This window comes from Rhodococcus sp. SORGH_AS_0301, assembly GCF_030818285.1.
Taxonomy (GTDB): domain Bacteria; phylum Actinomycetota; class Actinomycetes; order Mycobacteriales; family Mycobacteriaceae; genus Rhodococcoides.
In genome coordinates this window covers 1163715-1177672 of record NZ_JAUTAC010000002.1, presented here as the reverse complement: position 1 = coordinate 1177672, position 13958 = coordinate 1163715, and the positions used below count along the sequence as shown (strand labels likewise).

Here is a 13958-nt window from a genome sequence, read left to right as displayed (position 1 = left end):
CGTGTCACGGTACTAGTCCTGCGGGGGACGGACGCCGATGCTCCACGGATCCGTTCTGATCGTCAGTGTCCGGGTGGTCCAGCCGTCGCGATCACCGAACGCGCTGTCCAGCAGGTCGCGCGCCTGGGCGCACCACGGGAACTCCCCCGCCCAGTGCGCGACGTCGATCAGCGCGGGTCCGCCGGCCCGCAGGTGTTCGTCCGCCACGTGGTGTCGCAGGTCGGAGGTCACGTAGGCGTCGACACCCGCTGCGGTGACGGCGCCGAGCATCGAGTCCCCGGATCCACCGCACACAGCCACCCGCCGGATCGTCGCGTCCGGATCGCCGGCGGCGCGCACTCCCCAGGCAGTGGACGGGAGCCGGCTGCCGACGCGTTCGGCGAAGGCGCGCAACGACATCGGCTCGGCCAGCGTCCCGATCCGGCCCAGCCCGCAGTCGGTCGGCAACCCGGCCGTCTCGACGACGTCGAACGCCACTTCCTCGTAGGGGTGCGCCGAGCGCAGCGCGGTGAGAACGGCCGGGCGTGCAGAGCGCGGAGCGACCATCTCGACACGCCGTTCCTCGACCGACTCGACGGTGCCGACGGTACCGATCGCCGGCCGCGCGTCGTCGACGGGACGGAACTGGCCGTCGCCCACGACGCTCCAGCTGCACTCGCGGTAGTCGCCGATCGACCCGCCGCCCGCGTCGAACATGGCCTGCCGCACAGCGGGGGCGTCGGCCACCGGGACGTACACACCCCACTTGTCGAGGCCCCCGTCCGACTTCTCGTCGAGGGGGCGCAGATCGGTGAGGCCCAGCAGTGTCGCCAGCGCATCGGACACTCCGGGCTGCGCCGAGTCCGCGTTGGTGTGGGCGGTGAACAGAGCGCACCCCGCCGTGATCAGGCGATGCACCAACGCGCCCTTGGGCGTGTGGGCACCGACCGTGTCCACACCGCGCAGCAGCAGTGGGTGGTGCACCACGAGCAGATCGGCACCGGCGGTGATCGCCTCGTCCACGACGGCGGCCGTGGCGTCGACGGCGAACATCACGGTGGTCACGGAGTTCGCGGGATCGCCGCACACCAGACCGACCGAGTCCCAGCTCTCGGCGAGCCGGGGCGGGTACGCCGCGTCGAGCACATCGATGATCTCGGCCAGGGTGGGCGCTGCGGTTCCCGTCGATGCCATCACTCGACCCTAGGTGTGCCCATCTCGCGCACCACGTCACCCCACGCGTCGGCGAGTCGGTCGACGGAGTCCGCGCCCCGCACCGCGATCCGCAGGTGATCCGGGCCGAGGCCGGGAAAGGTGTCGCCTCGGCGGACCGCGACGCCGCGGTCCCGCAACGCTGCCCGGATCGCTGCGCCGTTCTCCGCGCGGACGAGCACGAACGACGCCGTCGCCGGTGCCGTCACCTCCACCCCGAGTACGCGGAGCCGTTCGACGAGGTACTGCCGCTCGCGGGCGAGCACGAGCGCGTCGGCGTCCACGGACGCGACGGCGTCGGGTTCGCAGCACGCCTCGATCGCGGCCAGCTGCAGGGTGCCCAGCGGCCAGTGGGGTCGGCCCCGGTTCAGTGTGGCGAGGACGTCCGGCGCTCCGAGCGCGTACCCGCACCGCAGCCCCGCGAGGGCGAACGACTTGGTGAGGCTGCGCAGCACCACCACGTCGGGACGAGACTGCGACGCCAGGGACTCGGGCTCGCCGGGCACGGTGTCAGCGAATGCCTCGTCCACGACGAGCACGCGTCCCTCCGCCCGGAGTGCGAGCACGTCCGCGCGGGGATGGCCGACGGACGTCGGGTTGGTGGGATTGCCCAGCACCACCAGGTCGGCGTCGTGCGGAACGGCGGCGTCGACGAGCCGGTACGGCGGGGGCAGGACGACCCGATGCACCGGGACGTCGGCACTGCGCAGGGCGACCTCCGGCTCGGTGAAGGACGGGTGGACGACCGCGGCGAGGCGCGGGCGCAGCCGGGGCAGCATCGCGAATCCTTCGGCCGCTCCGGCGAGCAACAGCACCTCGTCCGGAGATCGACCGTGGCGCAACGCCACTCGGTCACGAACCCGCCGGTCCTCGGCCTTGGACGGATACGCCGCGAGTCGGTCGACGGCCTCGATCAGTCTGCGCCGCAACCACTCGGGGGGCCGGGACCCACGGACGTTCACCGCGAAGTCGAGCATGCCCGCCTCGACCTCCACGTCGCCGTGGTGGCGAAGCAGCGGATCGATACGGGCGTCGCCTGTCACTCGGGTGACTGTAGGCGCTCCATATACTGACCCCCATGTCCACCACAGCCGTCGACCTCGTCCTCTTCGACCTCGACGGCACCCTCACCGATTCCGCACCCGGCATCCTCGCCGGTTTCGATCACGCGCTCGCGACGGTGGGGAGCCCGCCGCCCGGCGACGACGTCCGGGCGCACGTCATCGGTCCGCCGATGATCGACACGTTCCGGTCCCTCGGTCTCGACGAGGACAGGGTCGAGCGCGCCCGCGCCGCCTACACGGAGTACTACGACAGCCGCGGCTGGTCCGAGAACCGGGTGTACGAGGGCATCGTCGACGTGCTGGACACGCTCGTGGCCGCCGGTGTCCCGATGGCGGTCGCGACGTCGAAGAACGAACGATTCGCACGGCGCATTCTCGAACACTTCGGCCTGGCCGACTACTTCCGCTTCATCGCGGGCGCCAGCGACGACGGCAGCCGCCGGTCCAAGGCGGACGTCGTCGCGCGCGCACTCGAGCAGGTGGGGCGCCCGGCTCGGTCCACGGCCGAGGGCGGTACCGCGTCGGTGGTGATGGTCGGCGACCGCGACCACGACGTGTTCGGCGCCGGGCACTGGGGCATCCCCGTCGTCCTGGTCCGGTGGGGATACGGATTCGAGTCCGAGCACGACGCGGCCTCGTGGTCCGTCGGATCGGCGGCGGAACTCACCACGCTGCTCTCCTCGCTCACGACGGACGCGGCATGACGGTGCACGTGACCTTCGTCTGCACGGGCAACATCTGTCGGTCGCCGATGGCCGAGAAGATCGTGACGCAGGCCCTCGCGGATGCCGGGATGGACGACCGGGTGCGCGTCACCAGCGCCGGCACGGGCGACTGGCACGTCGGCGACGCCGCCGACCCGCGCGCCGCTGCCGAGCTGGAGTCGCACGGCTACCCGTCGGCCCATCGCGCCCGCACCGTCGATGCCGAGATCCTGGGTGCGGACCTCGTCGTCGCGCTGGATCGAACTCACGAGCGCGACCTCCGTCGCCTCGGCGTCCCCGCGGACCGGCTGGCACTGCTGCGCTCGTTCGACCCGGACGCCGATTCCGACTCGGTGGCCGATCCGTACTACGGCGACGACGGCGACTTCCGGACGGTGCGCGAGCAGATCGAGGCGGCCGTCCCCGGTCTACTCGAGGCCCTCACGCAGCACTGACACCCCCGTCGCGACGCGACGACTACGCTGTGTAGTCGTGCGCCGACTGTCGTTCCTTCTCCGTCCCGGGTGGTTGGCACTCGCGGCTGTCGTCATCCTCTTCGCGTACCTCTGCTTCTCCGTTCTCGCGCCCTGGCAACTGGGCAAGAACACCACCACGTCGGCGCGGAACGAGCAGATCAGCCGCTCCTTCGACGCGGAACCGGTCGATGCTGCCGACCTGTTGACCGAGCAGGTCGTCGCCCCCGAGGACGACTGGCGACGGGTCGTGGTCACCGGGACGTACGACGCCGACAGCGATGTGGTGGTCCGCCTGCGCAGCGTCGACGACACCCCGGCCTTCGAAGTCCTCACCCCGTTCGTCACCGACGCCGGGCCCACGATCCTGGTGAACCGCGGCTACGTGCTGCCCACCACGGGTATCGACGTCCCGACCTTCGATCCCCCGCCGGCCGGCACCGTCACGCTGGAGGGCCGCCTGCGCGTCTCGGAACCGTCGGTTCCGGACAAGCCCGCCGTCGCCGGTCCCGGGGTCCCGCAGGTCTACACGATCACGCCCGCCCAGGTCGGTGAGTTGACCGGCACCGATCCGGTCGACGGGTACGTGCAGCTCGCCGACGCGCAGCCCGGCGGTCTCGGTGTTCTCGCGCTGCCGCAGCTCGACGCCGGGCCTTACCTGTCCTACGGGTTGCAGTGGCTGGCGTTCGGCATCATGGCTCCGCTGGGTCTGGCGTACTTCGTGCGCGCCGAGATCAAGGAACGGCGGCGTGGCAACGCCGAGTCGAGGGACGATCTCGAACCGAGCGACGGTCTCGAGCCCACCGCCGCTCCCGACGAGTACGACGACGGACTTGACGCGCTGCTGAAGCCGCGGCGAGGCCTACGAAGGAAGTCGGCGCCCGCGGCCGAGTCGACGACGCTGCTGACCGATCGCTACGGCAAGAAGCGCTGACACCGCCGCGGCGCTCGCCTGCACCGCGGCCGACAGGCGCACCGCACGCCGCAGATCGTTCGTCGTGGGGACGCTTCCCCGGCCCAGGACGGGCCGCTGTTCGACACCGTGCGCGTAGGCCGTCTCGCCGCCGAGCCGTACTCCGAGGGCGCCCGCGGCGGTCGACTCGGTCACTCCGGCATTCGGGCTCGGATGGTCGGACGCGCTCGCGCGCCACGCGGCCAGGGCGTCCCGCGGCGTCCCACCCACCGTCGGCGCCGATGCTGCCGTGAGGAGTCCGGTGAGTCGGGCGGGGATCAGGTTGACCACGTCGTCGAGCCGGGCGGCACACCATCCGAACCGTTCGTAGCGCGGCGAGTGGTAGCCGATCATCGCGTCGAGGGTGTTGACGGCGCGGTAGCCGACGGCGCCGGGAGCCCCTGCCACCGCGGCCCAGAAGAGCACGCCCGTCGTCGCGTCCGAGGTGTTCTCGGCCACCGATTCGAGCGCCGCCCGCGCCGCGCCCGCGTCGTCCAGCAGAGCGGGATCACGCCCGCAGAGCGACGGCAGAATCGCCCGCGCGGCCGGAAGATCGTTGGCGTCCAGGGCGTCGGCCAGCGCGAGACCCGTGCGGGCCAGCGTCGTTCCGCCGAGACACGCCCAGACCGCGGCGGCCGTCAGCGCTGCACGCGGAACCGGGTGATCGCGCACGAGTCGATCCGCCGCGGCCGTCGCGCCGATGGCTCCACCGACGAGCAGTGCGGTGTGGACGGTCCCGGCGAGTCGGTCGTCCCGGTACGTCCGCGTCTCGAGGGCGGCGGCGAGAGATCCGAAGGCGGCCACGGGATGACGGCGTCGTGGATCCCCCAGCATCAGGTCGGCGAGGTATCCGGACACGATTCCGACAGCGGGTGCGGTGATCATCGTCTGCGATCCTATCCGCCGCGTCACGGTAAGATAGTCGGACGTCCACGTATTCGGCTACCCTGTGCGCATGACGGGGTCGACGCGGACGCAGGACTGGCACACCGGCGCGGACGGCGAGCTGTATCCGCCGGAGCCCTGGTACCTCGGCGGCACCCTGCTGGTGTCGGTCTACCGCGTTCCCGTCCACGAGCTCCCGCAGGACGTGGTGTCCGCCGTGTCCGACGCCGATGCCCGGCTGGTGACGGTCGGCGGGCACGCTGTCGTCTCCGCGGCCTTCGTGCGCTACACCTCGGGCGGCGTCCTGTCCTACGACGAGTTGATCGGCTCGGTACTCGTCCGGCGCGGCCTCACCGTCATGGCCACCATCCCGCACATCTGGGTCGACAGTCCGCAGTCCCGCACCGGTGGGCGCGAACTGTGGTCCATACCGAAGCATCTGGGCGAATTCCGCCGCGAGACGAGCGGGCCGCGTGTCACCGCGTCGATGACGTTCGACGGTGCCCCCGTCGCGGCGCTCGACGCGCGGGTCGGGCGCCGACTCACACCGGGCACGCCGCGCATTCCGCTCACCACCGCACAGCACCTCGGCGGTCGCACCGTCGTGTCCCGCAACACGATCTACGCGACCACCCGCGCGCTGTCGACGACGTGGACGTTCGCATCGGACGGTCCGTTGGGTCACCTGCACGGACGCACGCCGACCGTGAGCGTGGCACTCGCCGACGCCTCCATCGTGTTCGGTGGACACGTCGACCGACGCTGAGCTCGTTGGGGTTGACTGTGGGTCCGCCTACACAGGAGACCCCATGACCGACCTACAGAACTTCGCCGACACCGTCTTCACCGCCGCAGCCGGGCTGCAGGTCACCACGGCCACCGGCACCGAGGTACGCGGACACATCGATCTGACGAGCGATCATCACACCCCGTGGGGCGTCGTGCACGGCGGCGTCTACGCCTCGGCCGTCGAATCGGCCGCGAGTATCGGTGCGAGCGTGGCGGTCTCGGACCGCGGACAGTTCGCCGTCGGCGTCCACAACGGAACGGACTTCCTCCGGTCGATGACCGAGGGGCGGGTCGACGTGGTCGCCACCCCGCTGCAACAGGGTCGGGTACAGCAGCTCTGGCAGGTGATCATCACCAGCGCCGACTCAGGTAAGGAGATCGCCCGCGGTCAGGTGCGACTGCAGAACGTGGCGAACCCGAACGCCTGACTAGAAGCTCCAGCCGCGGAACAGGTAGCTGATGCGGATCAGGATGTCGACGAGCCCTGCGGACATGTGTTCCTCCGACGTTCGTGCCTGTCAGCGGGCTCGGGTCGCCCCCCTGTCCCAGAACACTAGGCACCCGCCGGCCCGTCGGGGGTCGCAACACGGAGAACGGGCGACGTTCTCGTGTCAGTCGGCGAGGGAACGCCACGGTGCCGCGCCCTCGATCTCGAAGGCCACCTCGAGCAGCGTTCGCTCGTCGCCCTGCACACCGGAGAACATGACCCCCACCGGCAGTCCGGCGCTCGAGCGCCCCAGCGGCAGCGACATCGCCGGCGCTCCCGCCACGTTGTGCAGCGGAGTGAACGCGGCGTAGGACGTGAGCCTCTCGAGGTACTCGTCGAACGGCACGTGCGGCGACAGATGCCCCAGCCGCGGCGTTGTGTGCCCGAGCACCGGGGACAGCACCAGGTCGACGCTCGCGAACATCGAGGCGTAGTCGGCACCGGCCCTGCGCAGTCGACGCACCACCGACGGCAATCGGTACCGCGTACGACGGAAGCTGTCCGCGAGTCCCACGGTGAGCGTGTCGAAGTCGCGTTCCGTGCGTCCCTCGAGACGCGGCGTCGTCTTCTGCAGAACGTAGGCGAGGAACGACCAGTACTCGACGAAGTCCTCGGGAAAGCGTGGGTCGATCGGCACGGTGGTCATCTCGTCCACCGTGTGACCGAGGCGCTCGAGGAGCGCGGCGGCGTCGTCCAGCGCGGCGAGCGTCTCGACGTCGGTGGGGCCGCCCGCGGGCGACTGCCGGATCACACCGACCCGCAGTCGCCGCGCCGACGGGCCCGTCACGGTGCCGATCGGCCGCAGGCGTCGTGCACTCGCGTGACCGGCCGCGGCCCAGAACGCGGCGGTGTCACGGACACTGCGCGTCAGCACGCCCTCGGAGACGATCGCGACGGGCAGCAGCTTCTCCAGCGCCGGCAGCACGAACCTGCCGCGCGACGGCTTGAGGCCCACGAGCCCCGTGCAGGCCGCTGGGATCCGGATCGAGCCGCCGCCGTCGTTGCCGTGTGCGAGAGGAACCGCCCCCGACGCCACCAGCGCCGCGGATCCGCCCGAGGACGCGCCCGTCGAGTACTCGGTGTTCCAGGGGTTCCGGGTGGGCGGCCGGGTCGGGAACTCGGTCGACGCGCTGAGTCCGAACTCCGGCAGCGTCGTCTTGGCCATGACACCGAACCCCATCGAGAGCATCTCGCGGGCCACGGGACCGTGCCGGTCCGCGGGACGAGCACGGATGATCTCGGAGCCCTGGCCCGTCGGCAGCCCTCGGACGTCGCTGTTGTCCTTGATCACCGTCGGCACACCCGCGAACGGCCCCGCCTGGTCGCCGACGACGAGAGTCGCCAGTGGTGGCCCCACCAGCGCGTCCAACTCGGCCATCTTCTCGATGCGCGAGAGTGCCGCCGACGCCAGTTCCGCGGCGGAGACCTCGCGCCGGCGCACTCGCAGCGCGAGCCCCACCGCGTCGTCGCGCCCCAACGCATCGTCCGTGAACGCATGTGTCATCGAAGATCCCCCTCGCTTCCGTCACCGGCGAAGCGGTGATTGCGTGCGCGTCCCGCGGGGAACGCTGCACCCCGTGCGCCGCGCTCCGTGGTGCACGCAACTCTAGAGAGTGCGGCCACGACCGGTCCGAGACTCACGTCTTCACCGAATACGGTCGTCAGTTACTGTCCTGTGCGAAAGGTTTCTCGGGTGTCCACCACTTCCACCTCGGCCGACAACGCGGCCCCCGCGGTCTCCCGACGCGCCTGGCAGTCGTTGATCGTCCTGCTCATGGGCATGTTCATCGCCCTGCTCGACACGACCATCGTCAACGTCGCGCTTCCCACCATCCGCACGAGCCTCGACGCGTCCGAGGCCACCCTGTCCTGGATCATCTCCGGATACGCGCTCGCGTTCGGCCTGGCACTGATCCCGGCGGGTCGGGTGGGCGACCGCATCGGCCACAAGTGGGTGTTCTTCACCGGACTCGCCCTCTTCACGGTGGCCAGCCTCGCGTGTGGACTCGCGCAGAACGATCTGCAGCTCGTCGCGGCGCGCATCGTGCAGGGACTCGCGGGCGGCATCTTCGTCCCCGCCGTCACCGCCTACATCCAGTTGCTGTTCCCGCCGCAGATGCGGGGCAAGGCCTTCGCCATCATGGGCGCCGTCATCGGCGTCTCGTCCGCACTGGGCCCCATCATCGGCGGTCTGATCATCGAGGCCGCCGGCAGCGAGAGCGGATGGCGGTTGGTCTTCTGGGTCAACCTGCCGTTCGGACTCATCGGCTTGATCCTGGCCGCGAAGATCTTGCCGACCCGCTCCGAGATCGACTCCCCCGACGCCCCCGCGCGCGGTATCGACTGGGTTGGTCTCGCACTCGTCACGGCAGGTCTCGTCGCCATACTGGTCCCCCTCATCGAGGGCCAGGACACCGGATGGCCGACCTGGACGTACGTGACACTCGGCGCCGGCATCGTGCTCATCGGGCTGTTCGGCGCGTGGGAGGTGCACTACTCGCGTGCCGGCCGCACCCCCCTGGTCCCGCCGCGACTGTTCACCCGGCCCGCGTTCACCGGCGGGGTCATTCTCGCCCTCGTCTACTTCGCTGCCTTCACGTCGATCTTCTTCACCATCTCGATCCTGTGGCAGACCGGTCTCGGCAACTCGGCGCTCGCCTCGGGCGTGGTGTCGATCCCGTTCGCGATCGGCAGCATCATCTCGTCGTCGCAGTCCAACAGGCTGGCCCAACGTCTCGGCCGTAACGTCCTGGTGCTCGGTACGGCCCTCGTCACCCTGGGACTCGTGTGGGCCTGGTTGGTCCTGCTGTTCACCGATGCGTCGGCCCTGACCAACTGGAAGCTGCTGCTGCCCCTGTTCATCGCAGGCCTGGGCAACGGCGCCTTCATCGCTCCGAATGCGCAGTTCATCGTCGCGACGGTCGATCGGCCCGACGCGGGCGCCGCCAGCGGTGTCATCTCGACAATGCAGCGGGTCGGCAGCGCGATCGGCATCGCCATCATCGGCAGCGTCCTCTTCGGCTCGCTGAACGTCATGGGCCCCGGTGAGGACGCCGTCGCGACGGCGTTCACCGACAGCGCGGCGCACGCCATGGGAGTCAGCGCCGGATTCGCCGTGCTCGCGTTCGTCCTGGTCTTCGCACTACCGCGACGGGCTCACTGATCGTCCGCATCCGGTGCCAGCAGGTGCACGTCGTCGGCGACGATCGATCGCAGTAGTTCGTCGACGGCCTTCACCCGCGCCAGTCGCGTGAGATCGCGAGGCATCGCGGTCCAGTAGTCGCGGCGCACGGCGAACTCGTCGGGCAACACGCAGACCAGCTGGTCGTCCGGCTCGCCGATGTAGTTGGGCAACGGTGCGATCCCGAGCCCGTGGCGGGCCGCGAGCCAGTGCCCGGTGATGTTGTTGGTCTGGAACTGCGGTCGACCGTCGAGATGCATGGCGTCGAGGATGCGCAGCGGCACCACGTCCAACAGCGCGTCGACGTACCAGATCAGGACGTGCCGACGCAGGTCGTCGAGGCTCTCCAGTGTGGGCGCGGCGCGGAGGTACGACGGTGACGCGTACAGCTTGAGCTCGTACGACGCCAGCTTCCGCGATGACATGAATCGCGGCGACGGCCGCTCCAGGCTCACGGCGACGTCGAAGCCGCGGGTGCTCAGCGCGTCGTGCTCCGTGGCGGTGACCAGCTCGACGTCGAGTCGGGGGTGGTCCCGGCGCAGCCGCGTCAGCTGCGGCGTGAGCACGAAGGCACCGAAACCGTCCGGGGCGGCGATCCGCACGGAGCCGGTCAGCGATCCCACGGACGTCGTCTGGTCCTCGAACGCCGCGATCAGCGTCGACTCCACCGTCTCCGCGTAGCCCACGAGGCGTCGCCCCGCCTCCGTCAGCCGCCAGCCCGACGGCGTGCGATCGAAGAGTCGATGGCCCGCCGCCTTCTCCAGACTGGTGATGCGGCGGCCCACCGTCGTGTGGTCGACACCCAGCACTCGCGAGGCGTCGTTGAGGCGCCCGTGGCGCGAGACCTCCAGGAAGAAGCGGAGGTGATCGGCGGAAAACATGCCGTGAGCGTACCCACCACGTGCAGATTTGCACGCGAGAGTGCGCCTTTGGCCTTTGACAGACGCATTTCTGCTAGGGAGACTCAGGTCACAGGCCAGCACTCGACCGAAGGAATCTCCGTGAACACGATCACGCACTGGGTGGACGGCAAGCCGTTCGCCGGCACCTCCGACAAGACCTCCCCCGTCACCAACCCGGCCACCGGTCAGGTCACCGGCGAGCTCGCTCTCGCCACCGTCGAGGATGCCCGCGTCGTCATCGACTCGGCCACCGCCGCCTTCCCCGCCTGGCGCGACACCTCGCTGTCCAAGCGCACCGCGATCCTCTTCAACTTCCGCGAGCTGCTCAACGCGAAGAAGGGCGAACTCGCCGAGATCATCACCGCCGAGCACGGCAAGGTCCTCTCCGACGCGCTCGGCGAAATCAGCCGCGGCCAGGAAGTCGTCGAATTCGCCTGCGGTATACCGCATCTGCTCAAGGGCGGCTTCACCGAGAACGCCTCCACCGGAGTCGACGTCTTCTCCCTGCGCCAGCCGCTCGGACCCGTCGGCATCATCAGCCCGTTCAACTTCCCAGCCATGGTGCCGATGTGGTTCTTCCCCATCGCCATCGCCGCCGGCAACACCGTCGTGCTCAAGCCGTCCGAGAAGGACCCGACGGCGAGCATCTGGATCGCCGAGCTGTGGAAGGAAGCGGGCCTGCCCGACGGCGTGTTCAACGTTCTCCAGGGTGACAAGACGGCCGTCGACGAGCTGCTCGAGAACCGCAACATCAAGTCCATCAGCTTCGTCGGCTCCACCCCCATCGCGCAGTACGTCTACGCCACGGGCACCTCGCACGGCAAGCGCGTCCAGGCCCTCGGCGGCGCCAAGAACCACGCCATCGTGCTCCCCGATGCCGACCTCGACCTCGCCGCCGACGCCATGGTCAACGCCGGCTTCGGCTCCGCCGGTGAGCGCTGCATGGCCATCTCCGCCCTCGTCGCGGTCGGCGACATCGCAGACGAGCTGGTCGCCAAGATCGCCGAGCGCACCACCCCGCTCAAGACCGGCGACGGCACCCGTGGCGCAGACATGGGTCCGCTGGTGACCAAGGCGCACCGCGACAAGGTCGCCTCCTACGTCGACGCGGGCGAGGAGTCCGGCGCCACCATCGTCGTCGACGGCCGCACCGTGAAGGCCGACGGCGGAGACGAGGGCTTCTGGCTCGGACCCACCCTCATCGACCACGTCACCCCCGAGATGAGCATCTACACCGACGAGATCTTCGGACCCGTCCTCTCCGTGGTCCGCGTCGACACGTACGACGAGGCACTGCAGCTCATCAACGACAACCCCTACGGCAACGGCACCGCCATCTTCACCAACGACGGTGGCGCCGCTCGACGCTTCCAGAACGAGGTCGAGGTCGGCATGATCGGCATCAACGTGCCGATCCCGGTTCCCATGGCCTACTACAGCTTCGGTGGCTGGAAGAACAGCCTCTTCGGCGACACCCACGCCCACGGCACCGAGGGCGTGCACTTCTTCACCCGCGCCAAGGCCGTCACCTCCCGCTGGCTCGACCCCAGCCACGGCGGCATCAACCTGGGATTCCCCGAGAACGACTAGTCAGGTCCACGCCGCGCCGCATCGTCTCTCCGCAGTTCGGGAGGCGGTGCGGCATCGGCATTTCCGCATCACGCACCGCCCGACCACGAGAAGGAGCACGACGACGATGTCGACATCCATTTCCTTTCCCCGCTTCCTGCGTATGGGACCCGGCGCCGTCGAGGACCTCGGCCAGGTACTCGACGACCTCGGAGTCGAGCGCCCCCTCCTCGTGACCGACAAGTTCATGGTCAGCACGGGTGCAGCGGACCGCGTCATGGGCATCATCGCGGCCGCCGGAAAGACCGGCGCGCTGTTCGCCGAGACGGTTCCCGACCCCACCACCGACTCCCTCACCGCCGGGGTCGCCGCCGTCGCAGCGCACGACGCGGACGCCGTCATCGGCTTCGGCGGCGGGAGCCCCATGGACACCGCGAAGGCACTGTCGGTGCTGAGCAAGGGCGGCGGCGTCATGCGCGACTACAAGGCACCCGGCCCGTACACCGGACCGGCGCTGCCCATCATCGCCATCCCGACCACGGCCGGAAGCGGTTCGGAAGCAACGCAGTTCACCGTCATCACCGACAGCGAGTCGGACGAGAAGATGCTGTGCCCCGGCCTGTCCTTCCTCCCCATCGCCTCCGTCGTCGACCCCGAACTCACGATGTCCATGCCGCCACGCCTCACCGCGGACACCGGTGTCGACGCGTTGACCCACGCGATCGAGGCGTACGTCAGCAAGAAGGCCAACCCGATTTCCGACGCCCTGGCCCTGAACGCGATGCGCACCATCGGGAAGTTCCTCGTTCGCGCGTACACCGACGGGGACGACGCCGAGGCGCGCGCCGCGATGATGGCCGCATCCACCCAGGCCGGCATGGCGTTCTCCAACGCGAGCGTGTGTCTGGTGCACGGCATGAGCCGCCCCATCGGTGGCCACTTCCATGTCGCACACGGCTTGTCGAACGCGATGCTGCTGCCCGCCGTCACCGCGTTCTCCATCCCCGGCGCCCCGGAGCGGTACGCGGAGTGCGCGCGGCAACTCGGCGCCGCACATGAGGGTGACGGCGACGACGTGGCCTCGGCAGCACTGGTCACCTACATCGAGAACCTCTGCGCGACGGTCGAAGTGCCATCCCCGAGCGCGCACGGTCTCGATGCGGACAAGTGGGAGAAGCTCGTCCCGTTGATGGCGGAGCAGGCACTTGCCTCGGGCTCGCCGAACAACAACCCGGTCGTCCCCACCGCGCAGCAGATCGAGGAGTTGTACCGGCAGGTGTTCTGACGCCACCCGGTTGCTTGTTCCGCCGGGTTGCTTGGTCCGCCGCGCGCTGCGCCCGGCGGTCAGCCCCGTTCACCGCTCAGCCGGCGGCACACCCTTCACCCGGTCCACGAACTCGTCCAACTCGGCCTCGCTGTACGGGGTGTGCACTCGCACCGTAGAACCGGGACGCAGGGCTACCGACAAGCCGGGGCGCCATTCGCGGGCAGGGCGTATGGGGCGAGGGGCGAATCCGCCACCGCAGTTGGGGCACACGTTCGCCAGGCGCGTCACGCAGGCGGTGCAGAAGGTGCACTCGTAGGTGCAGACATGAGCGTCGACGGATGACGGGGGCAGATCCACGTCGCACCGTTCGCAATTGGGCCGCATGTCCATGATGTGGGCGCAGAGGGGTTCGAACCCCCGACCGCTGGTGTGTAAAACCAGAGCTCTACCGCTGAGCTATACGCCCCGTCGTTCCCCGACCGAGCCGGGGAACG

At 69.8% G+C, this 13958-nt stretch carries 14 protein-coding genes and 1 tRNA gene; 8 read left to right on the top strand and 7 right to left on the bottom strand.

Annotated elements, in window-relative coordinates; all coding sequences use genetic code 11:
• Positions 1-12: 12 nt before the first annotated feature.
• Positions 13-1173 (bottom strand): Nif3-like dinuclear metal center hexameric protein, encoded by a 1161-nt coding sequence (locus QE397_RS06195; protein ID WP_307092364.1) that lies wholly within the window; start codon positions 1171-1173, stop codon positions 13-15.
• Entirely contained in the window at positions 1173-2234 is a 1062-nt protein-coding gene (cobC, locus tag QE397_RS06190) for an Rv2231c family pyridoxal phosphate-dependent protein CobC (RefSeq protein WP_307092362.1), read from the bottom strand. The genes QE397_RS06195 and cobC overlap by 1 nt, the downstream gene beginning before the upstream one ends.
• Before the next feature lie 35 nt (positions 2235-2269).
• On the opposite strand from cobC, the gene QE397_RS06185 reads away from it, so the two are divergent.
• Genes QE397_RS06185 through QE397_RS06175 form a run of 3 tightly spaced genes read left to right on the top strand, consistent with a single transcriptional unit; the run spans position 2270 to position 4366 of the window.
• Positions 2270-2959, top strand: a complete 690-nt coding sequence (locus QE397_RS06185; RefSeq protein ID WP_307092360.1) for an HAD-IA family hydrolase — start codon at positions 2270-2272, stop codon at positions 2957-2959.
• Positions 2956-3414 carry a low molecular weight protein-tyrosine-phosphatase gene (locus QE397_RS06180; RefSeq protein ID WP_027505775.1) on the top strand — a complete coding sequence of 153 codons (459 nt, stop codon included), beginning with the start codon at positions 2956-2958 and terminating at the stop codon, positions 3412-3414. Before QE397_RS06185 ends, QE397_RS06180 begins: the two co-directional genes overlap by 4 nt.
• 37 nt (positions 3415-3451) lie before the next feature.
• Positions 3452-4366, top strand: coding sequence for an SURF1 family protein (locus tag QE397_RS06175; protein ID WP_307092358.1), 915 nt, complete (start codon positions 3452-3454; stop codon positions 4364-4366).
• On the opposite strand, the gene QE397_RS06170 is transcribed toward QE397_RS06175, so the two are convergent.
• Positions 4295-5269, bottom strand: coding sequence for a cobalamin biosynthesis protein (locus QE397_RS06170; protein WP_222647302.1), 975 nt, complete (start codon positions 5267-5269; stop codon positions 4295-4297). The genes QE397_RS06175 and QE397_RS06170 overlap by 72 nt on opposite strands.
• 70 nt (positions 5270-5339) lie before the next feature.
• On the opposite strand from QE397_RS06170, the gene QE397_RS06165 reads away from it, so the two are divergent.
• Together QE397_RS06165 and QE397_RS06160 are read left to right on the top strand one after the other, a co-directional pair.
• Positions 5340-6035, top strand: a complete 696-nt coding sequence (locus QE397_RS06165) for an acetoacetate decarboxylase family protein (protein ID WP_307092356.1) — start codon at positions 5340-5342, stop codon at positions 6033-6035.
• Between the two features lie 43 nt (positions 6036-6078).
• The gene (locus tag QE397_RS06160; protein WP_056445720.1) at positions 6079-6486 is read left to right on the top strand and encodes a PaaI family thioesterase; all 408 of its coding nucleotides are present in this window, start codon (positions 6079-6081) and stop codon (positions 6484-6486) included.
• A gap of 183 nt (positions 6487-6669) precedes the next feature.
• Here QE397_RS06160 and QE397_RS06155 read toward each other — a convergent pair whose 3' ends face one another.
• On the bottom strand, positions 6670-8049 hold the full coding sequence (locus QE397_RS06155; protein WP_307092354.1) for an amidase: 1380 nt from the start codon (positions 8047-8049) through the stop codon (positions 6670-6672).
• Positions 8050-8238: 189 nt separating this feature from the next.
• On the opposite strand from QE397_RS06155, the gene QE397_RS06150 reads away from it, so the two are divergent.
• Positions 8239-9708: an MFS transporter gene (locus QE397_RS06150; protein WP_307092352.1), complete on the top strand. Its 1470-nt coding sequence runs from the start codon at positions 8239-8241 to the stop codon at positions 9706-9708.
• Here QE397_RS06150 and QE397_RS06145 read toward each other — a convergent pair.
• Complete coding sequence (locus tag QE397_RS06145) at positions 9702-10607, bottom strand: LysR family transcriptional regulator (protein WP_027505768.1); 906 nt, start codon at positions 10605-10607, stop codon at positions 9702-9704. The genes QE397_RS06150 and QE397_RS06145 overlap by 7 nt on opposite strands.
• 120 nt (positions 10608-10727) lie before the next feature.
• Between QE397_RS06145 and QE397_RS06140 the strand changes: the two genes are divergently transcribed.
• Complete coding sequence (locus QE397_RS06140; RefSeq protein WP_042575241.1) at positions 10728-12218, top strand: CoA-acylating methylmalonate-semialdehyde dehydrogenase; 1491 nt, start codon at positions 10728-10730, stop codon at positions 12216-12218.
• Positions 12219-12324: 106 nt separating this feature from the next.
• Positions 12325-13482, top strand: a complete 1158-nt coding sequence (locus QE397_RS06135; protein ID WP_307092350.1) for an iron-containing alcohol dehydrogenase — start codon at positions 12325-12327, stop codon at positions 13480-13482.
• Between the two features lie 69 nt (positions 13483-13551).
• On the opposite strand, the gene QE397_RS21775 is transcribed toward QE397_RS06135, so the two are convergent.
• Positions 13552-13848 carry a DUF1272 domain-containing protein gene (locus tag QE397_RS21775; RefSeq protein ID WP_373425277.1) on the bottom strand — a complete coding sequence of 99 codons (297 nt, stop codon included), beginning with the start codon at positions 13846-13848 and terminating at the stop codon, positions 13552-13554.
• 10 nt (positions 13849-13858) lie between these two features.
• Positions 13859-13930 (bottom strand) — tRNA-Val (locus tag QE397_RS06130).
• Between the last annotated feature and the right edge of the window lie 28 nt (positions 13931-13958).

Excerpts from the sequence above, each read along its gene's own strand:
- QE397_RS06195 (WP_307092364.1), bottom strand. The coding sequence starts at position 1,173 with ATGGCATCGACGGGAACCGCAGCGCCCACCCTGGCCGAGATCATCGAT.
- QE397_RS06185 (WP_307092360.1), top strand. The coding sequence starts at position 2,270 with ATGTCCACCACAGCCGTCGACCTCGTCCTCTTCGACCTCGACGGCACC.
- QE397_RS06180 (WP_027505775.1), top strand. The coding sequence starts at position 2,956 with ATGACGGTGCACGTGACCTTCGTCTGCACGGGCAACATCTGTCGGTCG.
- QE397_RS06170 (WP_222647302.1), bottom strand. The coding sequence starts at position 5,269 with ATGATCACCGCACCCGCTGTCGGAATCGTGTCCGGATACCTCGCCGAC.
- QE397_RS06165 (WP_307092356.1), top strand. The coding sequence starts at position 5,340 with ATGACGGGGTCGACGCGGACGCAGGACTGGCACACCGGCGCGGACGGC.
- QE397_RS06160 (WP_056445720.1), top strand. The coding sequence starts at position 6,079 with ATGACCGACCTACAGAACTTCGCCGACACCGTCTTCACCGCCGCAGCC.
- QE397_RS06155 (WP_307092354.1), bottom strand. The coding sequence starts at position 8,049 with ATGACACATGCGTTCACGGACGATGCGTTGGGGCGCGACGACGCGGTG.
- QE397_RS06145 (WP_027505768.1), bottom strand. The coding sequence starts at position 10,607 with ATGTTTTCCGCCGATCACCTCCGCTTCTTCCTGGAGGTCTCGCGCCAC.
- QE397_RS06135 (WP_307092350.1), top strand. The coding sequence starts at position 12,325 with ATGTCGACATCCATTTCCTTTCCCCGCTTCCTGCGTATGGGACCCGGC.
- QE397_RS21775 (WP_373425277.1), bottom strand. The coding sequence starts at position 13,848 with ATGCGGCCCAATTGCGAACGGTGCGACGTGGATCTGCCCCCGTCATCC.